The sequence below is a fragment of the Pseudomonas sp. GW822-FHT06B12 genome (assembly GCF_058799675.1).
Window position 1 is genome coordinate 490,586 of sequence record NZ_JBXALR010000002.1, and the last position, 20,994, is coordinate 511,579.

General features: G+C 57.4%; 26 protein-coding genes and 1 tRNA gene. 13 read left to right on the forward strand and 14 right to left on the reverse strand.

Annotated features, from left to right (window positions below; translation table 11 throughout):
- Nucleotides 1–3: 3 nt before the first annotated feature.
- From AC1RKH_RS06910 to vapC, 3 genes are all read left to right on the forward strand, one after another.
- The gene (locus AC1RKH_RS06910) at nucleotides 4–456 is read left to right on the forward strand and encodes a hypothetical protein (protein ID WP_493061948.1); all 453 of its coding nucleotides are present in this window, start codon (nucleotides 4–6) and stop codon (nucleotides 454–456) included.
- A gap of 193 nt (nucleotides 457–649) precedes the next feature.
- Complete coding sequence (vapB, locus tag AC1RKH_RS06915) at nucleotides 650–880, forward strand: type II toxin-antitoxin system VapB family antitoxin (RefSeq protein WP_054595147.1); 231 nt, start codon at nucleotides 650–652, stop codon at nucleotides 878–880.
- Nucleotides 880–1,287 carry a type II toxin-antitoxin system tRNA(fMet)-specific endonuclease VapC gene (gene vapC / locus AC1RKH_RS06920; protein ID WP_493061947.1) on the forward strand — a complete coding sequence of 136 codons (408 nt, stop codon included), beginning with the start codon at nucleotides 880–882 and terminating at the stop codon, nucleotides 1,285–1,287. Before vapB ends, vapC begins: the two co-directional genes overlap by 1 nt.
- 70 nt (nucleotides 1,288–1,357) lie before the next feature.
- Here the strand turns inward: vapC and gabP are convergent, their stop codons facing one another.
- Complete coding sequence (gene gabP / locus AC1RKH_RS06925) at nucleotides 1,358–2,749, reverse strand: GABA permease (protein WP_123424027.1); 1,392 nt, start codon at nucleotides 2,747–2,749, stop codon at nucleotides 1,358–1,360.
- A gap of 556 nt (nucleotides 2,750–3,305) precedes the next feature.
- On the opposite strand from gabP, the gene AC1RKH_RS06930 reads away from it, so the two are divergent.
- The 7 genes from AC1RKH_RS06930 (at nucleotide 3,306) to AC1RKH_RS06960 (ending at nucleotide 9,404) form a co-directional block, all read left to right on the forward strand.
- The gene (locus tag AC1RKH_RS06930) at nucleotides 3,306–4,079 is read left to right on the forward strand and encodes an ABC transporter ATP-binding protein (RefSeq protein ID WP_123424028.1); all 774 of its coding nucleotides are present in this window, start codon (nucleotides 3,306–3,308) and stop codon (nucleotides 4,077–4,079) included.
- Between the two features lie 13 nt (nucleotides 4,080–4,092).
- Nucleotides 4,093–4,848 (forward strand): ABC transporter substrate-binding protein, encoded by a 756-nt coding sequence (locus AC1RKH_RS06935; protein WP_493061946.1) that lies wholly within the window; start codon nucleotides 4,093–4,095, stop codon nucleotides 4,846–4,848.
- A gap of 77 nt (nucleotides 4,849–4,925) precedes the next feature.
- A complete protein-coding gene (locus AC1RKH_RS06940; protein ID WP_493061945.1) occupies nucleotides 4,926–5,621 on the forward strand; it encodes an ABC transporter permease in 696 nt (231 codons plus the stop codon).
- Nucleotides 5,618–6,307 (forward strand): ABC transporter permease, encoded by a 690-nt coding sequence (locus tag AC1RKH_RS06945; RefSeq protein WP_493061944.1) that lies wholly within the window; start codon nucleotides 5,618–5,620, stop codon nucleotides 6,305–6,307. The genes AC1RKH_RS06940 and AC1RKH_RS06945 overlap by 4 nt, the downstream gene beginning before the upstream one ends.
- Nucleotides 6,288–7,517, forward strand: a complete 1,230-nt coding sequence (locus AC1RKH_RS06950; protein WP_493061943.1) for a methyltransferase — start codon at nucleotides 6,288–6,290, stop codon at nucleotides 7,515–7,517. The genes AC1RKH_RS06945 and AC1RKH_RS06950 overlap by 20 nt, the downstream gene beginning before the upstream one ends.
- Nucleotides 7,518–7,828: 311 nt before the next feature.
- Nucleotides 7,829–9,070, forward strand: coding sequence for a nucleoside deaminase (locus tag AC1RKH_RS06955; RefSeq protein ID WP_493061942.1), 1,242 nt, complete (start codon nucleotides 7,829–7,831; stop codon nucleotides 9,068–9,070).
- A gap of 258 nt (nucleotides 9,071–9,328) precedes the next feature.
- Nucleotides 9,329–9,404: transfer RNA gene (locus tag AC1RKH_RS06960), tRNA-Thr, on the forward strand.
- A 166-nt stretch (nucleotides 9,405–9,570) separates the two neighbouring features.
- On the opposite strand, the gene AC1RKH_RS06965 is transcribed toward AC1RKH_RS06960, so the two are convergent.
- The 5 genes from AC1RKH_RS06965 to AC1RKH_RS06985 all read right to left on the reverse strand — a co-directional run bounded on the left by AC1RKH_RS06965 (nucleotide 9,571) and on the right by AC1RKH_RS06985 (nucleotide 12,125).
- Nucleotides 9,571–9,816 (reverse strand): hypothetical protein, encoded by a 246-nt coding sequence (locus AC1RKH_RS06965; RefSeq protein WP_493061941.1) that lies wholly within the window; start codon nucleotides 9,814–9,816, stop codon nucleotides 9,571–9,573.
- Nucleotides 9,817–9,859: 43 nt separating this feature from the next.
- On the reverse strand, nucleotides 9,860–10,258 hold the full coding sequence (locus AC1RKH_RS06970) for a carboxymuconolactone decarboxylase family protein (protein ID WP_123424036.1): 399 nt from the start codon (nucleotides 10,256–10,258) through the stop codon (nucleotides 9,860–9,862).
- Nucleotides 10,259–10,504: 246 nt separating this feature from the next.
- The gene (locus AC1RKH_RS06975; protein ID WP_493061940.1) at nucleotides 10,505–11,215 is read right to left on the reverse strand and encodes an SDR family NAD(P)-dependent oxidoreductase; all 711 of its coding nucleotides are present in this window, start codon (nucleotides 11,213–11,215) and stop codon (nucleotides 10,505–10,507) included.
- 41 nt (nucleotides 11,216–11,256) lie between these two features.
- Nucleotides 11,257–11,913, reverse strand: a complete 657-nt coding sequence (locus AC1RKH_RS06980) for a DsbA family oxidoreductase (RefSeq protein ID WP_493061939.1) — start codon at nucleotides 11,911–11,913, stop codon at nucleotides 11,257–11,259.
- Entirely contained in the window at nucleotides 11,910–12,125 is a 216-nt protein-coding gene (locus tag AC1RKH_RS06985; RefSeq protein WP_123424039.1) for a tautomerase family protein, read from the reverse strand. The genes AC1RKH_RS06980 and AC1RKH_RS06985 overlap by 4 nt, the downstream gene beginning before the upstream one ends.
- A gap of 311 nt (nucleotides 12,126–12,436) precedes the next feature.
- Between AC1RKH_RS06985 and AC1RKH_RS06990 the strand changes: the two genes are divergently transcribed.
- Both AC1RKH_RS06990 and AC1RKH_RS06995 read left to right on the forward strand, forming a co-directional pair.
- A complete protein-coding gene (locus tag AC1RKH_RS06990; RefSeq protein ID WP_493061938.1) occupies nucleotides 12,437–13,426 on the forward strand; it encodes an Abi family protein in 990 nt (329 codons plus the stop codon).
- 586 nt (nucleotides 13,427–14,012) lie between these two features.
- Nucleotides 14,013–14,294 (forward strand): DUF3077 domain-containing protein, encoded by a 282-nt coding sequence (locus AC1RKH_RS06995; RefSeq protein ID WP_123424042.1) that lies wholly within the window; start codon nucleotides 14,013–14,015, stop codon nucleotides 14,292–14,294.
- A gap of 71 nt (nucleotides 14,295–14,365) precedes the next feature.
- Here AC1RKH_RS06995 and AC1RKH_RS07000 read toward each other — a convergent pair whose 3' ends face one another.
- Both AC1RKH_RS07000 and AC1RKH_RS07005 read right to left on the reverse strand, forming a co-directional pair.
- A complete protein-coding gene (locus tag AC1RKH_RS07000) occupies nucleotides 14,366–15,043 on the reverse strand; it encodes an RES family NAD+ phosphorylase (protein ID WP_493061937.1) in 678 nt (225 codons plus the stop codon).
- On the reverse strand, nucleotides 15,043–15,453 hold the full coding sequence (locus tag AC1RKH_RS07005; protein ID WP_493061936.1) for an MbcA/ParS/Xre antitoxin family protein: 411 nt from the start codon (nucleotides 15,451–15,453) through the stop codon (nucleotides 15,043–15,045). Before AC1RKH_RS07005 ends, AC1RKH_RS07000 begins: the two co-directional genes overlap by 1 nt.
- Before the next feature lie 323 nt (nucleotides 15,454–15,776).
- Here AC1RKH_RS07005 and AC1RKH_RS07010 point away from each other — a divergent pair, with 323 nt between their 5' ends.
- The gene (locus AC1RKH_RS07010; protein ID WP_493061935.1) at nucleotides 15,777–16,703 is read left to right on the forward strand and encodes a LysR family transcriptional regulator; all 927 of its coding nucleotides are present in this window, start codon (nucleotides 15,777–15,779) and stop codon (nucleotides 16,701–16,703) included.
- On the opposite strand, the gene AC1RKH_RS07015 is transcribed toward AC1RKH_RS07010, so the two are convergent.
- From AC1RKH_RS07015 to AC1RKH_RS07040, 6 genes are all read right to left on the reverse strand, one after another.
- A complete protein-coding gene (locus tag AC1RKH_RS07015) occupies nucleotides 16,620–16,937 on the reverse strand; it encodes an AzlD domain-containing protein (RefSeq protein WP_010464672.1) in 318 nt (105 codons plus the stop codon). The genes AC1RKH_RS07010 and AC1RKH_RS07015 overlap by 84 nt on opposite strands.
- The gene (locus AC1RKH_RS07020) at nucleotides 16,916–17,632 is read right to left on the reverse strand and encodes an AzlC family ABC transporter permease (protein ID WP_493061934.1); all 717 of its coding nucleotides are present in this window, start codon (nucleotides 17,630–17,632) and stop codon (nucleotides 16,916–16,918) included. The genes AC1RKH_RS07015 and AC1RKH_RS07020 overlap by 22 nt, the downstream gene beginning before the upstream one ends.
- A complete protein-coding gene (locus tag AC1RKH_RS07025) occupies nucleotides 17,629–18,066 on the reverse strand; it encodes a GNAT family N-acetyltransferase (RefSeq protein ID WP_493061933.1) in 438 nt (145 codons plus the stop codon). Before AC1RKH_RS07025 ends, AC1RKH_RS07020 begins: the two co-directional genes overlap by 4 nt.
- Before the next feature lie 13 nt (nucleotides 18,067–18,079).
- Nucleotides 18,080–18,826: a 2OG-Fe dioxygenase family protein gene (locus AC1RKH_RS07030; RefSeq protein WP_493061932.1), complete on the reverse strand. Its 747-nt coding sequence runs from the start codon at nucleotides 18,824–18,826 to the stop codon at nucleotides 18,080–18,082.
- A 230-nt stretch (nucleotides 18,827–19,056) separates the two neighbouring features.
- Nucleotides 19,057–20,343, reverse strand: a complete 1,287-nt coding sequence (locus tag AC1RKH_RS07035; RefSeq protein ID WP_493061931.1) for an OprD family porin — start codon at nucleotides 20,341–20,343, stop codon at nucleotides 19,057–19,059.
- Between the two features lie 236 nt (nucleotides 20,344–20,579).
- A complete protein-coding gene (locus AC1RKH_RS07040) occupies nucleotides 20,580–20,975 on the reverse strand; it encodes a nuclear transport factor 2 family protein (RefSeq protein ID WP_493061930.1) in 396 nt (131 codons plus the stop codon).
- Nucleotides 20,976–20,994 lie beyond the last annotated feature (19 nt).

Here is a 20,994-nt window from a genome sequence, read left to right on the forward strand (position 1 = left end):
CCCATGGCATCCCTAAACAAGCAACAGAAACGCGCCAAACGCGCCAAGCTCAAAGCCAGGCAAATCAATATTCACGGCAGAAAACCCGCCGCACTGGACGATGAACTGGGCGAAATCGGCGAGCCGATCCCGGAATACACCCTGGCGATGTTCAGCAAAATGCGTGATGCGCAGGCCATCAGCCGCAACGACATGCTGCTGACCCTGCTGTCCAACCTCAGCGAGATCATCAACGATCATCCAGAGCTGCTGGACATGGAAAACGCCGAGAACGAAGCCATGGCCGCCACTCACCTGGCCGCCGACATGCTGATTGACTACCGCATGTGGACCGACGGCGTAGACCGTGAGACCGCGCAACTCTGGCTCACCGAGCCGCAGTTCATCACCGACTTCGGGATTGCGCTGGACAGTTATCGCGAGTCGCTGGAAGAGCCTGAGGCGAAAGCCGAGTAACACATCCCTAAAGTCTGCAGAAACAAAAACGGCCGCTTGTCATCCCTGACAGCGGCCGTTTCTTTTTAAAGGTCATCACCCTGTCGAAGCGCTGGCGCTACCCTTCATCAGTCTCAGCGTATATCCCATTGACATATCCCTACCACAACCTATTCTTTGGGCTCTAAGCGCAGCAAAAGCGGAGGACACCCCAATGGAACAGACCACCCTTTTCATGAGCAATCGCAGCCAGGCCGTCCGCTTGCCCAAAGCAGTGGCAATGCCTGAAGACGTGAAACGCGTCAATGTTGTAGCCATTGGTCGCGCTCGTATCATCACTCCGGCAGATGAAGCCTGGGATAGCTGGTTTGATGGCGATAACGTCACTGCCGATTTTATGGCCGACCGTGAGCAACCGGCAGATCAGGAGCGCGAGTCGTTCTGATGATCAAATACATGCTCGATACCAACATTTGCATTTTTACCATCAAGAACAAACCACAGGTCGTGCGCGACGCTTTCAATCGCCATTACGGCCAGCTGTGTATCAGCGCAGTCACATTGATGGAATTGATTTACGGTGCTGAAAAGTCTGCGGCACCGGAAAAGAACCTGGCCGTCATCGAAGGTTTTGCAGCTCGTCTTGAGGTCTTGCCCTTCGATTACGAAGCGGCTGCCCACACCGGAATGATTCGCTCGGAACTTGCAAAAGCCGGCACACCGATAGGCCCTTACGACCACATGATTGCGGGTCACGCGCGCTCACAAGGGTTCATTGTGGTGACAAATAATCTTCGGGAATTCGAGCGTGTTCCCGGGTTACGCGTAGAGGATTGGGTACACCTCGATTGAACTCGGCAGCAGAAACAAAAACGGCCGCTGTCATCCCTGACAGCGGCCGTTTTGCATTACGCGGGGCGAATCAGCTCAGCACCACCGCGCCACGTTGTTCCAGTTTGCGACGGCGAGCCACAAACAAACCGGCAGCCACCACCAAAAGGCTCAACAGCCCCGTGGCAAGGATTTCCACACGATGGGCATCCTGAAACAGCATGATGGTCAGGGCCGCCACGATGAATACGATCACCGCGTAGGTCAGGCCCGGGAACAGCCACATGCTGAAGGCGATTTTTTCGCCGCGTGCCATGCGCTGTTTGCGCATGCGCAGTTGCGAAATCGCGATCACCAGGTACACCAACAGCGCAATAGCGCCGGAGCTGGCCAGCAGGAAATCGAACACCGCAGCCGGGGCCACGTAGTTGGCGAACACTGCCAGGAAAGCTGCGGCGGTGGACAGGATTACTGCCCAGTACGGCGTGCCAGCGCTGTTGGTGCGCTGGGAAACGGCCGGTGCATCGCCGCGCTTGCCCAGGGAGAACATCATGCGGGATGCGGTGTACAACGCCGAGTTCAGGCAGCTGGTCACCGCAACCAGCACCACGATGTCGACGATCAGCTTGGCATTCGGGATGCCCATGCGCTCGAGCACGGTCTGATAGGAACCGACGCTGGCCAGAACCGGGTCGTTCCATGGCACCAGGGCCACAACGATGAAGATCGACACGAGGTAGAACAAGCCAATCCGCCAGATCACCGAGTTGGTGGCCTTGGAGATTTGCTGGCCCGGGTTCTTCGACTCCGCGGCCGCGATGGTCACGATCTCAGTGCCCATGAAGGAAAACATGGTGGTCAGGATGGCGCCCAGTACGGCGCCCATGCCATTTGGCAGGAAGCCCTGGGTGTCGAACAGGTGCGAAACGCCGCTGACCTGGCTGCTTGGCAGGTAGCCGAAGATCGCCATGACACCGAGGACAATGAAACCGATGATCGCCAGGACCTTGATCAGAGCGAACCAGAATTCGAACTCACCGTAGTTCTTCACGCTGAACAGGTTGGTCACTGTCAGCAGCAAAGTGATGATCAGGGTAAATGCCCAGATGGCCACGTTAGGGAACCAGGCATGCAGAATAGTCGCGGCGGCGTTGGCCTCCAGCGGGATTACCAGAACCCAGAACCACCAGTAAAGCCAGCCGATGGTGAAACCGGCCCAGTGACCGATAGCGCGATCGGCGTAGGTCGAGAAGGAGCCTGTGTCCGGAGAAGCAACGGCCATTTCGCCAAGCATGCGCATGACCAGCACTACCAGCATACCGGCGGCAGCGTAGGCCAACAGCACGGCCGGGCCTGCGGCGGCGATAGCGTGACCCGAGCCAACGAACAGGCCGGCGCCGATAACACCGGCAATCGACAACATGGTCACATGGCGCGGTTTGAGCCCCTGTTCGAGGCCATTAGAGCTTTGGGTACTGCTCATTGAAACTACCTTTGTAAGGAAAAGCGATTGCCTCCATCCCGCTTGGCGTCCTTCTCGTAAAAAGAAGCCAACGGGGCGTTCTGGATTCTGCACGCAATAATTGCGCCAAAATGTTTCAAATCCCTCTACCCCGGCGATCTCGCCTTGACCGGACAGTCATCGCAACTCATTGAAATTAATGGCACTTCGCCAGAACGTTACCCTGGCACACACTTCCATGAACGAATTAGCGCACCAGATACACACATAAAAAACCGATCACGCACAATAAAAGTGCAGATCCGGAACGTTTGTCCGGTTAACGCTTCCAACACCCGGCCAAAGCTGGCACCATCGCGCCTTTTTTTACGCGACACCCGCGCAGACATGGCTTGAAACGGGGGATTGGTGGTTGATGGCGCGCCAGTCTGCTGCGCTGATGCAACAACCAGTCACACACTGCCCGTCCAAGCCCCGTGGGGCTGTTGGTCGCCATTCGAACGCTATGCTAGCGTGGCGCCTCGCCAGGAACGCCGACCAACAGCACAAGCACAACAGAACACAATGAGGACCGCACATGGCTGAGGCCACGCCCGCGCTTGAAATCCGCAACTTGCACAAACGCTACGGCCAGTTGGAGGTGCTCAAAGGCATCTCGCTGACCGCCCGCGACGGCGATGTGATCTCGATCCTGGGCTCCTCCGGTTCCGGCAAGTCGACTTTTCTTCGTTGCATCAATCTGTTGGAAAACCCGAATCAGGGCCAGATCCTGGTGGCCGGTGAAGAGCTCAAACTCAAGCCTGCGAAAAACGGCGAACTGGTCGCCGCCGACGGCAAGCAGATCAATCGCCTGCGCAGCGAAATCGGTTTTGTATTTCAAAACTTTAACCTGTGGCCGCACATGAGCGTGCTCGACAACATCATCGAAGCCCCTCGCCGCGTGCTCGGGCAAAGCAAGCGCGATGCCATCGAAGTGGCGGAAGCCTTGCTGGCCAAGGTCGGCATCGCCGACAAACGTCACGCCTACCCTGCCGAGCTCTCCGGTGGTCAGCAACAACGCGCTGCAATCGCCCGCACTTTGGCGATGCAACCCAAAGTCATTCTGTTTGATGAGCCAACTTCCGCGCTTGACCCGGAAATGGTTCAGGAAGTACTAAACGTGATCCGCGCCTTGGCCGAAGAAGGCCGCACCATGCTGCTGGTCACCCACGAAATGGGCTTTGCCCGTCAGGTGTCCAGCGAAGTGGTGTTCCTTCACCAAGGCCTGGTGGAAGAGCAAGGATCGCCCCAGCAGGTGTTCGAAAACCCGCTTTCGGCGCGCTGCAAACAATTCATGTCCAGCAACCGCTAACGGAGCCACCTACATGCAGACTTACAAAAAACTCCTCCTGGCTGCGGCCGCCACACTGGTGTTTTCGGCCAACGCGATGGCTGCCGAAAAACTCAAAATGGGCATCGAAGCGGCTTACCCACCGTTCAACAACAAAGATGCCAGTGGCCAGGTTGTCGGCTTCGACAAAGATATCGGCGACGCCCTGTGCGCCAAGATGCGGGTCGAGTGCGAAGTCGTCACCTCTGATTGGGACGGCATCATCCCGGCACTGAACGCCAAGAAATTCGACTTCCTGGTCTCCTCGCTATCGATCACCGAGGAGCGCAAGCAAGCCGTTGATTTCACCGACCCGTACTACTCGAACAAGCTGCAGTTCATCGCGCCGAAAAACGTCGACCTGAAAACCGACAAGGCCTCGCTCAAAGGCAAGATCATCGGCACCCAGCGCGCCACTCTGGCCGGCACCTGGCTTGAGGATAACTATGGCGACGACGTCACCATCAAACTCTATGACACTCAGGAAAATGCCTACCTGGACCTGACCTCCGGTCGTGTCGATGCGATCCTCGCTGACAAGTACGCCAACTACGACTGGCTGAAAAGCGACGCTGGCAAAAACTACGAGTTCAAAGGCGAACCGGTTGTATCCAGCGACAAAATCGGCATTGCCGTACGCAAGGGTCAGGACGAACTGCGTAACAAGCTGAATGCCGCGCTGAAAGAAATCGTCTCTGACGGCACCTACAAAAAGATCAACGACAAGTACTTCCCATTCAGCATCTATTGATTCTGACTGGCCTGACCGGTGCTGCCTGAAGCGGTGCCGGTCGTCAGCAATGTCTGCGGCAACTTGAATAGAAATTCATGATTATCGATCTCTACGGATTCGGCCCGGCGCTCGCCGCTGGCGCGCTGATGACCGTCAAACTGGCGCTCACGGCACTGTGCCTGGGGCTGGTGCTCGGTCTGCTCGGCGCCTTGGCCAAGACTTCCCCGTACAAGCAGCTGCAATGGCTTGGCGGCACTTACTCGACACTGGTTCGTGGTATCCCGGAATTGCTCTGGGTGCTGTTGATCTACTTCGGCACGGTCAACCTGATGCGTGCCTTGGGCGAGTTTTTCGGCAATCCCGACCTCGCGCTCAATGCCTTCGCCGCTGGTGTGATCGCCTTGGGCTTATGCTTCGGCGCCTATGCCACGGAAGTTTTCCGTGGCGCGATCCTGGCGATTCCCAAAGGCCACCGTGAAGCCGGCGTAGCCTTGGGCATGTCGAAATTCAGGATCTTCACCAAGCTGATCATGCCGCAGATGTGGCGCATCGCCCTGCCAGGGCTGGGCAACCTGTTCATGATCCTGATGAAGGACACCGCACTGGTGTCGGTAATCGGCCTGGAAGAAATCATGCGTCACGCGCAAAACGGCGTGACCATGAGCAAGCAGCCGTTCACCTTCTACATGGTCGCCGCCTTCATGTACCTGGGCCTGACGATTCTGGCCATGACCGGCATGCACCTGCTGGAAAAACGCGCCGCTCGCGGCTTCGCGAGGAGCACGCAATGAACTGGGAAGTCATCATCAAATGGCTGCCGAAACTGGCTCAGGGCGCGACCCTGACCCTTGAGTTGGTGGCGATCGCCGTCGTCCTCGGTTTACTGCTGGCGATTCCGCTGGGCATCGCCCGCTCGTCGCGTCTGTGGTACGTGCGCGCACTGCCTTACGCGTACATTTTCTTCTTCCGTGGCACGCCGTTGCTGGTGCAGCTGTTCCTGGTCTACTACGGTCTGGCGCAGTTCGATGCCGTACGTGAAAGCGCGATGTGGCCGTACCTGCGCGATCCGTTCTGGTGCGCCACCGCCACCATGACCCTGCACACCGCCGCCTACATCGCCGAGATCCTGCGTGGAGCGATCCAGGCCATCCCAAAAGGCGAGATCGAAGCCGCACGGGCGTTGGGCATGTCGCGCCCCACGGCGCTGTTCTACATCATCCTGCCGCGTGCCGCGCGCATCGGCCTGCCGGCCTACAGCAACGAAGTGATCCTGATGCTCAAGGCCAGCGCCCTGGCCAGCACCGTGACCTTGCTGGAGCTGACCGGCATGGCCCGCACCATCATTGCCCGAACCTACCTGCCCGTGGAGATCTTCTTCGCGGCGGGTATGTTCTACCTGTTGATGGCCTACATCCTGGTGCGTGGATTCAAGCTGCTGGAGCGCTGGTTGCGCGTCGATGCCTGCCAGGGACGTTGATCCGCCAGTGCTGACGGGCGAGCAACTGCTCGCCCGCTTCAAGGCGCTGGACGGGTTCCTGACCGAACATCAGGCGCTCTGGCGACCGCGGCCGTTTACCCATCGGCAACTGCCGTGGGAAGCAGACTATCCAGAACTGGCGGATTGGCTACGCCAGCGTTCACTGGAAGACGCGGAAAACAGCCACAATCATCCTGAACAGCTTCTGGCACCCACGCCTTTTCCAGGACTGGCAGCGCAGGCCATCACCCTCGGCGCTGTAGGCGAGCTTCCGGCTCATATGACGGAGCCTTCGACCCGACGGCTGAACGTCGACGTGCCGGGCCGCAAATGGCAGCAGATCGAAGCCTTCGCCGGTTGCCTGCAATTTGCCGCAAAACCCCGGCACTGGCTGGACTGGTGCTCGGGCAAAGGTCATTTGGGACGACGCCTGCTGCAAGCCGGCCAACAACTAACATGCCTGGAGTACGACCCGGCGCTGATCGCCAGCGGTCAGGCGCTGAGCCAGCACCATCACCTCATGGTCAATCACTTCCAGCAGGATGTGATGGCAAGCGATGCGGCTGCTCACCTGAGCGCCGAACACACCCCGGTCGCCCTGCACGCCTGCGGCGATTTGCATGTACGGCTGATGCAACTGGCCAGCGCGGCCGGCTGCAAACAATTGGCCGTTGCACCCTGCTGTTATAACCGCATCAGCGCCCGCCAGTACCAACCGCTGTCCGGCGCGGCTAAAGGCTCCAACCTACAACTTTCCCTCGACGATCTGGCCCTGCCGCTGAGCGAAACCGTCACCGCCGGTGCCCGCGTCCGACGTCAGCGCGATACATCCATGGCCCGCCGCCTGGCCTTCGACCTGCTGCAACGGCAACTGTGTGGCTGTGACGATTACCTGCCAACGCCATCGCTGCCCAGCGCCTGGCTGGATAAACCCTTCGCCGATTACTGCCGCGACCTGGCCACGCTGAAAGACTTATCCACAGTCCCGGCGCAGGATTGGACGGCGCTGGAAGCCGCTGGTTGGGAACGCCTGGCGCAGGTGCGCAATCTGGAGCTGCTGCGCGGCCTGTTCCGGCGCCCGCTGGAACTGTGGCTGGTACTCGATCAGGCGCTGTTTCTCGAAGAACAGGGTTATTCGGTTCGCTTGGGATTATTCTGCGAAACCCCACTGACACCGCGCAATTTGATGCTGCTCGCCGAGCGTCGATAACGCCCTCCATTTCGATCAACAGCCTGTGGATAAGTCTGTTGATGAAACTTGCCGAAAGCCTTTGGATCCATGGCTTTTAGGCCATAAAAGCGGCTGGTCATTTTTTGTTCACATTAAAAAACGAGCGAAAAAACAGCCAGTTGCGATTTATTGAGAACTGCTCCACAAAATAAGCCGTAAACGCAGCGAAGCCACCTCCCGTTGTGCATAAGCATTAAGCCGAATGGTCATAACCAACCTCCGTAGCTTGAACTATGGTTGCCAGGCGTCAGAAATCTCTGGCACTCAGGACAGCAAGGAGCTGGTACACAATGACCACATTGAACAGTGCACAGGAAGCAGACGATACCGTCGCCAACCAGGCCATTCTCGCGGCCATTCAAAAAACTTTCGCCGTCGGCGGGGCCATCATCAACAACGCCACCGGCGAAGTTATCGCAGCACTTCACAACAACGTGTTAATGCCTTTTCCGGGGAAAGGCACCACCTACTTCCTACCCCACGACCCGACCGCCCATGGCGAGCGGCAATTGGTGGACTGGTACTACGAAAAAGCCGCATCGCTGAAGCTTCCACCGCCCGACAAATTGACCATCGTGACCACACTGGACCCGTGCGCCATGTGCGCCGGCGCTCTGCTCACGGCCGGATTCAACGTCGCCGTAAGCGCGATCGATGACTACGCGGGGGTCAACTACAACAGCCAGTTCACCTTCCCGTCGTTGCCACCGCAGATTCGTCAGCAAGCACAAAAAACCTGGGCCTATTACGCGGTCGCCGCTCCTGTCAGCCGTGCCTATCAAGGCTCAATGAGCCCGGTGTTTGGCGGCCAGACCATCGACTCGGCGGCGTACTACCTCACCAGCTCGATCTTCTCCGCCAGCGTCGACACTGTGCGCAAAGCAAGTAACAACAGCGGTCTTGAGCCTTCCAAGCTGAAAAACCCGGCCACGCTGCCGGCGAACAGTCCGGTACGCCAAGCGTTGACCAAATTGAGTCCATTCGCCTTGACGGTCACCTCGAGCAACCCGCGTGACCCTGGTGCGGAACTGGCGCCGCCTCTGCTGAAAACCGCCCAGCAAGCCAATGTGTTCAATTCTGTGGCCTTGCTTGATCCCTTCGGCAACCTGCTGGTGTGCCTGGGTGGCGTGGAAAACCAGTCGCCGATTCGCACCGCATTCATGGAAACCACCCGCAGCTATGCAGTCATGCGCTGGACCCTGATGAACGACCCGGACCCGGCGGTACGTGCCCAGGCCGAGCAGTACCTGACGCACCCGAAATACGGCACCTTCGTGTTCCTCTACGCACCGGACCCACTCACACCCCAAGCGGTGATGACCTTCGGCGCGTACGGTTCGACCATGGAAGGCCCGGTGCCGCAAAGCTACCCGTCGAACCTGCAATACGTGTTGTTGCCAGGAAACACCACGGCCCAAGCGCTGTCGCAACTGGCCCAGAACCTGCCGCCGTTCTATACCCAAAGCGTGCAGGTAGCGCCCGCCCAAGTCCTGAGCCAGGCCTTGATCAACGCCGTCAAAAGCGGCGTGTAACCGACTGACGCCATCCGTAAGACCAGGCCCGCCGAACCATCGGCGGGCCTGCCCGATTGGAACCCTGTCATTCGTCAACAAAAGCCTCCCTGCGGGCGACACGTTTTACACCGCGCGACAACCGTGGACTGATCAAGACCAGCCCTGGAACGCTCAAGCACACACAAGGGCGAGAACCTTGCCAAAGGCATACTGAAAAATAGTCAGTAATCAGGGGTTTACAGAACCCTGCCAATCGCTATAATCGTCGCCCAACACGCCGGTATAGCTCAGTTGGTAGAGCAACTGACTTGTAATCAGTAGGTCCCGGGTTCGACTCCTGGTGCCGGCACCATACAAAACAAAGCCCTCGCAGCAATGCGAGGGCTTTGTTGTTTCTGGCATCCAGAAATCCAACTGCTACCCCCCTGTAGGAGCCGCTGAAGGCTGCGATCTTTTGATCTTCAACGCAGATCCGGTCGCACTTCTCAGAAATCATTGCTCCCCGATGCCGCTGCCGCCTAGGGCCCTTTGCCGAGAAAGGGGGCGGTTTCCACTTCCAGCATCAGCAGCACCATTTCCGTCAACTCGGCGTCGGACTTCTGTCCCCCATAGAGGTCGTGGAGTGCTTTGGCGAAGGGAATACGCAGGTCCTGGTTTTCTTCGCGGGCGGTATCGCTGTATTGCATGAGTTCGCTGATGGCTCGCAGTACAGCCGCTTGCCACCGAGCGGTGGTCCTGGGACCATCGCCGGTGATTGCAATCAATTTATCCTTCGTCAGCTGGCGAAGGGCTGGTTCCCGCAACGGCTTAAGCGGCTTTGGGTTGCGAGTGATCTTTGACATACCGGATGATACTCAGCGTTTCCTGCCGGAACTGCTCGTAGTCGATCTGCTGGGCGTTAATAAAGGTGCTGCCCATCATGGTCAGCGACCCCATAAAGCTGGCTTCGGAAATTTCCTCGTCGCTCGCGCCAAACAAGCGCGCGGCTTCGGTATGGAACAGGGCGCAATACTTACAACGGGTCGCCCCAGACACTGCCAGACCTATCAACTCCTTGTACTTATTAGGAATCTTGGTATCCGCCAGCCAGAAGTCCCGGGCTACGGCCCAGAATCCGCTCGCTCCACCTTCCGGCATCTGCTTAATCCACTCCGGTACCTGACCCAGGGTCTGTTCAATTTCCCGATAGGTATCACGAATGGCCATTTGGCACCTCCTTACCTCTCTGGAGACATCTGCTTCAGAGGTACAACTAGTTTAGTTCGCTCGTGGCCATACCAGAGCCGGCAGCAGGACGACGCCAGCAATGAATTCTTAAATATCGTAGAAACAACAGGATGGATTTAGACTTTTTTGGCGTAATGACGAACCACTCAGTACCTGGAGTTATCAAACTTAGCCCTCGCAAAAATGCGAGGGCTTGGTTGTTTCCCATGTGTGGAAAAGCAGGTCTTAGTGACCGGCGCTCTGACCGCCATCGACGTGCAGGATCTCGCCGGTGACGAATCCGGCGGAGTCCAGATACACAACGGCCTGGGCGATGTCGCTGATCTCCCCCATGTGCCCGACCGGGTGCAAATTGCCCAGCGCTTCATGGGTTTCTTCGCCGTGCATCGGCGTTTTGATGATGCCGGGGCTGACCGCGTTCACACGGATGCCACGCTTGGCGTATTCGATGGCCAGGGATTTGGTCGCCGCGTTGAGGCCCCCTTTGGTCAACGACGCCAGTACCGAAGGCACGCCGTCGATGGCGTGGTCCGTCAGGCTGGTGGTGATGCTGACGACGTGGCCGCTGCCTTGTTTTTCCATCTCGGCGATGGCGAGTTGGGTGATGTAGAAGAAACCATTCAGGTTCACCGACAGCACAGCGGCGTAGTCTTCGTGGGTGTAGTGGGTGAACGGCTTGGCGACGAAGATCCCGGCGTTGTTGACCAAGGTGTCGATACGGCCAAAACGTGCGATCGCTTCACGAATCACGCGCTCGGCGATCGCCGGGTCGCCGATGTCACCCGCCACAGTGAGGATGTCCGGGTCGGTGGACAGTTTGATCGAACGCGAGGTGGCAACCACCCGGTAATCGAGATCACGGAAAGCCTTGACCATACCCGCGCCAAGACCTTGGGATGCGCCAGTAATAACGATGACTTTTTTCGAATTGCTCATGATGAACCTCTACAAAATAGTGGGGCTTGAAACGTGATCAATCAGGCTTCGGCGGGTGCCCGCGCCATTTGCCTCAGCATGTCTTCGTAGTACTCGACCGATTGCGAACCGGACACCAGGTGACGGCCGTTGAGGATCATGGCCGGTACCGAATTGATACCGTGCTCGCGGTAAAACGCTTCGAGCTCACGGACCTCCTTGGCAAACGCTCCAGACGCCAACACCTCACGCGCACGCGCGGTATCCAACCCCGCTTCAGCGGCCAGACGTACCAGCGTTTCGCGATCGCTCGGGTTCTGGCCTTCACTGAAAAAAGCACGCAGCAAGCCTTTCTTCAGTTCGATCTGCCGCCCCCCCTGTAATGCCCAGAACAACAGACGATGAGCATCGAAGGTGTTGTAGAAGTGGCTGCGTTTTTCCAGATCGAACCGGAACCCGATGGCCTGACCACGGGCCATCAGCATCTCTTTACCAGCGGCAACTTCCTCGGCGCTGCGTCCGTATTTACGCATCATGTGCTGGACCGCGTTCTCGCCTTCGACCGGCATGTCCGGGTTCAACTCGAAGGGCTTGAAAGTCAGCTCGACCGAAACTTCACCGGCCAGATTCTCGATGGCCTGCTCCAGTGCCGTCGCGCCCAAAGCGCACCACGGGCACACCACATCAGAGACGAAATCAATGGTGACGGACTGAGTCATGACTGCCCCTGCGCCAGTTGTTTTCGGTATTGGGTGGTGGTGATCCCGGCATAGCCCCAGTTATCGGTGTCGACTTCTTCGATCACGATGTGGGTCAGGTCCGGGCGTTTGTTGAGGACCCGTTCCAGGGTTTCAGTGATTTCGGCGATCACCTGAGCTTTCTGCTCTGAGGTAACGCCATCGCGGGTGATGCGTACGCTGACGAAAGGCATGACAACTCTCCAGTGACCTGCCCTTCGGGATGATGGGTAGGTGGTGGATATGAATGTATGGCGTTACTTGGGAGGGATAAAGATGGGTACGAGAACTTCATTAGTGACGCAATGTAATTAATATAGGCAAGACTTTGATGTATCCCTGGGATTAATTGACCACTACACCCAACCGTTACAATTCCACATCAGCACAACGTTGACGGCCTTCCCCGCCAACCTATAATGCACCCCAACACACCCGCCAAGCCTAGGTTGACCCAGTCAGCAAGCTCAAATCGTGCGGGTTTTTTTTGCCTGGAGAAAACTACATGAGGCCCTTTGACAAGCCGGCCCTCAGCGTAGAACAGCAATTGGAACTGCTAAAGCAACGAGGCCTGCACGTCGCCAACGACGACCGGGCCATGCTTTTCCTAGAAGTGGTCACGCTGTTTCGCCTGAGTCCCTATATGCGTCCCTTCCAAGAACCAAGCCCTGAACACACCTTCAAGCCCGGCAGCACCCTGAAAGCCGTCGTCAACATCTACCGCTTCGATGGTCTATTGCGACGCATAACCATGGATGCCATTGAGCGTATCGAAGTCGCCATACGAGCAACTATCAGCAATCACATGTGCCCCAAATATGGGCCTGACTGGATAGCCGACGCATCAGTCTTCTCCTCGTCATACTCGCATTTCGAGCTATTACGCCCCCTGCGGGAGCAACTGAATAAGGAACGCAACAAACTCGGACGTGAGATTGATCGCATCACAAAAGGTCGACAGATTGATGGGCTCCAACAGCAGCGGATCGAAAACCGCAAGCGTGATAACTATTTCCGATACTACGGGGCGACTTATGCTCATCCTGAGCTACCGCCCGCTTGGGCGGTTCTGGAAGAACTCAGCCTTGGGACGGTCTCTACCCTCTTCAGTGCAATAGGCAGAAGTGCCGATAAGAAAGCTATCGCCGCCAGATTTGATCTGCACTTCGATGTATTGGCCTCCTGGTTGCACACCCTGACTTTCATTCGAAACTGTTGCGCCCACCACTCACGGTTATGGAACCGAGAGCTCTCGATTCGGCCCTCCCTGCCCAAAGAATGGGTCATCCCCAATGCGCCTGCCAACCAGCCTCAACCCAAGCAACGGCTATATATCGTTTTGACGATACTGGCCTATCTAACCGACTTGATCAGCCCCGACAGCCAGTGGAAGCCTCGTCTTGCCGAAATAATGGATCAGCAGGAGCCGGCAAACTTGAGACTCATGGGTTTTCAAAGTAATTGGAAACGCCAACAGCAATGGCGCCTGGAGTAACAAATCAGGCAATTGTGCCGCGCAGATGCGGACCCACTCTCTGATCCAGTTCACGGTCCATACCGGATACCCCTCCACCCGCTCTGACAAGGCTGTCGACCGGCCCTTTCGAAATTATGAAAATTATGGATGGCCAATAATTATTGCCCATTCATAAAAATCACTAAAACTCCCCAGCTACGGCCAGCACTTCGCCACGCTTGCGGACCCTCCACTCGCACGCTAACCTTCAGTCGTCGCTGCCAAATCAGCGAACGGGCGTAGGAACCCGAGTTAATCAAGGCGCAACAGCGCCCCATCAGCTATTGCAGGCGCTTTTTTTGTGTCCGCGATATCGTGCAATGGTGGCTGTGCGCGGGACACCTTCGGGTGTGCCGGGTGCCTTGATTCCCGGTATTCCTACCCCGCGTACGGCCGCCACCCAATCCCGTAGGAAGGACGGTTGCGGCTCCCGACAGTCAAGGAGCTAGACAATGCACACCATAAATCCGTCCAAAAACTGCATCTGTAATCACCGCGCTAATCTCTCGAACGCTTTTCAAGCACTTATCGTCACCAGCGACCTCTCACATCTCGGAGGTGCCCAATGACTAACCCCCAAGACCTGAAAACCATCGGCCTCACGCCCTTCTCCATCCATTCCGACCAAGCTCTATTTCGCGTCAGCAGTGGCGTCCCGATCCTCGAAGCCCTGTCCCACGTTTCCGACTTGCTCCACCTTTCCAAACTGTTGGCCGAAGACGCGGCGATGGAGCGCGGTAAGGACCGCTATGCGTGGGCGTCGCACTATTTGCAGGAGATGAGTAAGGCGGTGATCGATGACGTGGTGAAGGTGCTTGGCGCGCCAGGTAACAACCGCAGCCAGTAACGTCGTGACCTGAACCTGAGCCGCATGCAAGAAAAAGCCCCGAATCATTCGGGGTTTTTCATACGTGCATCTCAGACTTCGCTGACTTCAAACACAAACGAGATCTTGCGGCTGCTGGCGCTCCAGACATATCGGATGTGCTTGCCTTGCAGCGGGATGGAGACCGCCGGTGGGCGGAAGGCGGCGATGCATTCGTGGCCGGTCAGGCGGACGCTGTTGTAGAGCAGTCCCCAGGACAAGGTTTCGCGCAGTTCTCGGGCGAACGCTTGTGCGGAGCCGTAGGCAGTGGGGTCCGGGTCGTGGAGGTGGGCGTAGTTGTGGCGGATGTCGTGCATCGGCTTCACGACCTGGTTGACGTAGGTGCGCATGGTCAACTCGAGGTCCGGCTCGTTCGTCGCGGCCAGGAAGCGTTCCTGGTGATAACTCGTCTCGGCGATGGCCGCCGCTTGGCTGCTGGCGGCGTAGTAGACGCCGAAGGTGCCGTCGGTGAAGCGGCTGGTTTTGCCGATATGGGTAAATGCGGCCATGACCGGCGTCGATCCGGGCCCGGAGACTCGGTCTTCGGGGCGCACTCGGGAGAGCACACCGGCCTCTTCCATCAGCCGATCATTGGTCAGGGCTTCCAGCGCGTAGGCGATGGGCAGGTCTTCGGGGTCGAGCACGTCTTCAAACAACGAGATCGGCGGGAAGCTGCTGTTGACGATCCGGTAGGCCCGCGGCCACTGCGGATCGGTCAGTTCCGGCGCCATCAACCACGCACTCCGTCGAGATAGCGCCGCACGTCAGCGATATCCACAACCCGACCGGCCAACATATAGGCAAGGGCCGACTGACCGTTGAACGGCGCGGCGGTGTTGGGGCTGCTGACCCATTTATAGGCACGCTCGCGACTGTTGCTGAAGATGATGCTCAGCGCTTTGTGGATACCCATCAGGTACGAGATGCGCTCCAGGGTGTCGTGGGGCAATCGCACGTTGGGCGGTAGGTGTTTGTACTTGTAGAAGGTTGTGTTGCCGACTTTGCCCAGTAGCGTGCGTTGCTGTTCGGCGGTGCAGCCCCAGCGTTCCATGAGGTTGAAGAAAAACTTGAGCGCGACTCGGCCGGCTTCGGGGGAATCGAGTTGTTGCTGTGGGGTTTGGGCTGGGGATGAGGTAGGCATGAGGTTGGCCTCCTGGGTATGCGATGTCTTGAATTCAGACTAGTACAAATACGAATAAACAGGTGAATTTAATCCGTAAACGAATATTCGCCATCTAAATTGCCCAAACTGAAAAACCGCGCAACCCTCGCTTTTTTTGCCCCAATCCCCCACCACCGCAAAAACCCCGATCCTGTGTAAGCCTCCAGCCATCGGCTGTGGAATCAATTCGCTACTAAACCCGCGACAACTATGCTCAGGTGCAGGAATATAGCCAGCATCTGGCGCCGGATAGGCCGCAAGGTACACAACAATTGCCAGCCCACTTTAGAGGGCATTACCCCATGGATAGCAGAACCTTACGCAACCTGATGCGCATCGTGCAGACCGGCTCGTTGTCGTCGGCGGCGGAGCACTCCTGTTTGACAGTGCAGGCGTTGGCCGCGCAGTTGAACAAGGTCGAAGAGCAGTTTGGTTTTCGCCTGTTTCGACGCTCCAACAAGGGTTTGACCCTGACCTCGCAGGGCACGGAGCTCACGCCCTACATGGACAAGGTGTTGGTCGCCACACGGCAGATGGAAGAAAAAGTCGCCGCGCTGAAGGTGCCTGGACAACGCACACTTAAGGTTGCGTTGAATACCACGCTGTCGGAGGACTTCAATCGGAGAATGATCGGACGTCTGATTGAGGTGTTTCCTGACCACCAGCTGGAATTCAGCTACGCCGAGTCGATGGAAAACCTCAGCAAACTCAAGAATGAAGACTTCGACCTCGCCGTGTTGATCGGCCCGCAAAAGCCCGGATTGCCGAGCATTGTGCTGCCAGATGTGCACGTTCAGGTGGTGGGCGCTCACTGCGGTCAGGAGAACGATCCGCTGGTGTTGCTGGGCGATAAGTTTCAGGTTCGTCCGGCGGACGATTGTCCGTATTCCCACAGTTTCTTGCGCTTTCTCGACGCGGGACTCGGCAACTATGAATCCGGTCAGCGGATGATTTATTCCTGCAGCGAAACCCTGACCCTGTCGCTGATCACACAGATGGACGGCCTCGGCATGGTGTCCCGCGAGGCGGCCCAGCGTAACGGCTTGACCATTTTCCCTGGCTTTGAGGATTTCCTCGAAGTGCGGCTGGCGGTCAATAACCCGGAGTTGTCGGGCCAGGCATTAAGCGATGTAGTCGACCTGGGCCTACATGAACGAGCCGAGCGCAATGTACGCAGCCGTTCCAACCGCCACACTGAGAAAGAGGTTTTTGCTGAAATACGCACATAACAACGTCGGAATCGCTGCGTAAAATTCCGGGCGATCGAGCTGCACATGCTGGTCCTTGATCAACAAGGGCGTGAGGCTGATCGCAGCGACGATCGCCACTGGCAGGTATTCCAGCGCCCGGGCGACAAAGGGCGGCCAATGGTCGGTGTTCACTTGCAGCGGCAACGCGCGTGGCAGGAAGGTCACAGCCATCATCAGCACGACGACCAGAATCAGGAACGTTTGGTCAGGCATACACCCACCCCGCAGCCGACGAATGTGGCGATAAATACGTTGAAAGGCGAGCTGCCGACCAGGCTCAGGGCGCCCATGCAGGCGACCGCGGCCAGTGCTGCGATCAGTTTGTTGCGGGTGTTGCACAGCGACACCAGCACGTAGAGCATCATCGCGGTCAGGGCATAGTCGAGTTGATACTTGATCAGGTGCGCTGCGTACTGCGCGCAGATCGCCCCGAGCAAACCGCCGAGCACCCACGAGGTGTGACAAAACAGGTTGAAGCCGATCAGGTAACGCACATTGACCGACGCGCCGCTGCCCAGTTTCACACTGTGGAAGGCGAACGATTCATCCGTCAGCCCGCCGGCATAGCACCACCGTTCAAAACGACTGAGCCCTAACACCCGCAACGCCTTGGCCATGTAGACCGACATCAGCATATGCCGCGCATTGATCAGGAACGTGGTGAGGATGATCGTGGTCAGCGAAGCGCCGCTGGAGATCAGCGCCAACGCGGCGAACTGCGAAGCGCCGGCGTAGACAAACAGGCACATCGCAACCGGCAACCACACGGGCAACCCGGCATTGACGGTCATCAAACCAAACACGAACGACACCGTGAAGTAGCCGGCCACCACCGGGCTGGCTTCGGCAAAGGTGCGCGAAGGCTGCGGCTCGACCATCAGCGGCTGGCTGCTGGACGTCTCATTCATAGATCCCTCTCAAATGTCGTTTCGCCACGCGGCTCGCAAAAACCCTGGGCAGTCCAAAAGCGTTTGCCGGCAAGGTTAGCATCGTCGACAAACAGGAACATCCGCAGTACACCGACCCGTTTCATATCCGCCGATGCCGCTTCCACCAGGCGCTGGCCCACGCCTTGTGCGCGATACTCCGGGCTCACCGCCAAGTGGTTGATGGTGCCACGGCTGCCGAGCATGCCACCCAGCACCGCGCCGACCACTTCGCCATTGACGTCGAGCGCCAGGTACGCAGTGGTGGTCTTCTGCACCAACACACTGCGCAGGCATTGGGCGTCCTGCCATTCGCAGAACGACACTTCATCGAACTGCCGGAAGAAACGCTCAAGGCGCAGCGCATCTTTGGCATTGGCGCGCCACAGCATCACCGATGCCGAGGGGCTGTCCATGGGGGCGAGCTGTTCAGCGAACAATGTCGAAAGCGGTCCCGGGCCGCGAGAAGGAAATCGCCAGGATCTGCCGGTACGCCATGTCGTGAGAATGGGTATTGCGGGCAGGGGTCACGTAGTGACGCATGTCGCGGTCGAGGAAGAAGGTGGTGTCGAGGATTTCCTGGTAAGTCGTCGACGCCAACTGCTCTTCTTGGGCGCTGTAGAGACGGCTCTCGGCACCGTCAACATTGTTGCGTCCCCAGAAGTGCACACCGCTGAACGGATAACCGTCGCAATGGATGCCTTCAGGGGTGATTTCCAGTTGTTTGCCCGGCTTGATCTCGATGCGGATCTGATGGATCTGGCATTGCCAGATTTCATCGTGCAACTCCGGTGGCAGAACGTTTTTGTACACTTCAAAGTCAATGTCGATGAGGCTGCGCATCACCGGCGAATTGATCACTTCATTGGAGAAGTCCTGGAAGTGTCGTTCCAGCCCGCCCACGTAGCTGTTGTTAGCCTTGGATTGCACATAGGCGCGGTGTTCCAGCTGCTTGAGGTCGCGGGTCACCGGGTTGTATTCGAAGTCGCTGTAACGACGGAAGCGCATACCGGAATCGGCCTGGCCGTAGTAGCTGTCCGGCTCCATGTTTTCCCAACTTTTGGTCAGTCTGACGAAGTCGGCGAAATGACCGTAGAGATTGAAGTCACCACCCTGGACGTTGACAAATTTGTCGCGCCTTAGCGATTCGCCAACTTCTCTGTTTAAAACGATCATTACTAGTCTCCGCTGCAGTGAGCGGCCTAATCTATTAGGTGCAGAATTTCCGTCCATGAGAAAGAATTTCAGGCATATCAAGCGTTGTTTGAAATGCTGCGAAAAGAGTCCTTGAGTCGACTTTTTGATGCAAAAAAAGACAACTTTAGAACGCTTTTACCAAAATGAAGCAATAAAAAACCCCGAGCCAGTCGGGGTTTTCTATTGAGTTTTATCCACTCAGCCGATCATCAGAAGATATTGATCGGGTAATCCACAAACACACGGACTTCGTTGCCGCTGACGTTGTAGTCGCTGGATTTCTGCGACACGCGCAGGACCGAACTGCGAACTTTCACGCTCAGGTCTTTGGCCGGGCCACTTTGGACCACGTACTTGAACTGGTTGAAAATTTCGCGCTCGGTGCCACCGGTGCTGGTGGCGGTGGTGATGTTGTCGCCACGCACGTAAGCCACGTTGTAGGTCAGGCCTGGAACGCCGAAAGCGCCGAAGTCGAGGCCGTAGCCCAGCTGCCAGCTGCGCTCGTCTTCGGCGTTGAAGTCGGACCAGTAGGAGTTGGCGAGGTAGATGGTGTTGCCACCGTCACCGACACGACCCTGTTCTTTCTGATAGCCGCCGTACGGGTAGCCGAGGTTGCTGTCACCGGTGCTGCGCTGGTGCGCAAGGGTGAACGAGTGCGGGCCAGTGACGTAGGTCGCTGCCAGGCTCCAGATTTTGTTGTCCTGGCCTTCGGTGTCATGTTCCAGAGCGTAAGACTTGTCCAGCTTGGTCTGGTAACCGTTGAAGTCCAGGGTCAGGGACTGATCGGTGGCCAGCGGGAACACGTAGTTCAGGTTCACGTACTGTTTCTTCAGAACGTCTTCAACGTTGGACGCGTAGAACGCACCTTTGAACTGTTCGGTGAACTGGTAGCTACCGCCCAACACGTTGATCGACTTCAGACCACCGCTGTCACGGCCTTCAGCGCTCTTGCGCGATTCGGCGGTGAAACGGCCGGCATTCAGCTCCAGGCCTTTGATCTCCTTGGAGGTGATCAAGGTGCCGGTATAGCTTTCAGGTAGCAGACGGGCGTTGTCGTAGTTCAGTACCGGCAGTGCCGGCATCTGGTCACCGTAGGTCAGCACGGTGTTGGACAGACGGAATTTTACCGCCGCGCCAGCCTTGGCCAGGTCATCGGCGGCTTCGCCACTGTCGCCTTGTTTGAAGAAGTCGATACCTCCCGCGCCGCTACGGCCCTTGCCGCCATCGAGACGCAGGGCGTACAGACCGAAGGCATCGACGCCGACACCCACGGTGCCTTGAGTGAAACCCGAGGAGAAGGTGCCGATGGCAGCCTGGCCCCACTCGGCCTTGTCTGGGTTACCGTCCTTGTAATCGCGATTGATGTAGGCGTTGCGCAACAGCACTTTCAGGCTGCTGCCTTCAACAAAACCTTTGGACTCAGCTTGGTCATTTGCCATGGCTTGAGTAGCGCTAAAAATCCCCAGTGCGATCAGACCGATCCGCATGTTCAACATGTTATTTTCCTTATTACGGGTTGATACGCGCTGTGACCGGTGGCTGAAATGGCTGCTATGGCGCTCTTTTTTCATTCCAAAACAAAAGGCCCGCCCACGCAAAAGCGAGGCAGGCCCTTATTATTTTTTGGAGTCGTGGCGGTTGGCCACAGGCGTGGGGGCGAATCCTAGCCGCGCCCCTCAGCATGTGTCAATTTCGTGAATCGTCTGTGATTAGGCGAAAATCGTCTAAGAACTTACTGGTCAGCGATCGCTAACTGCACGGTGTGGCTGTCTACAAACTGCTCGAAATGGGTGACTTTGCCATTCGCCAGAGTCCACAAATGCGCGACTCGAGCGTTCATCGGGCGGCCCGTGGCTTTGTAGATTCCGCTGTAATTTCCGTAGGCAAATACCTTGTCATCCTGCGCGACATAGCTCTCGACCTTGAACTGAAAACTTTCCCATTCAGTGCCCAGACGCTTGAAGACATTCTCGACGATGGCGTCGAAACCAACGTAGGTTCCAGCGTAGGGAAACCCCGCGGCTTCGGTCCATTGTGCATCGGCAGCCAACGCCGCAGCAGTGTTGCGTGCGTTTTCCTGGGAGTTGGCACCTTCGTAAGTGCTTTTGATCAAGCTCAGGTTATCCATGGGTTGCTCCGCGTAAGGT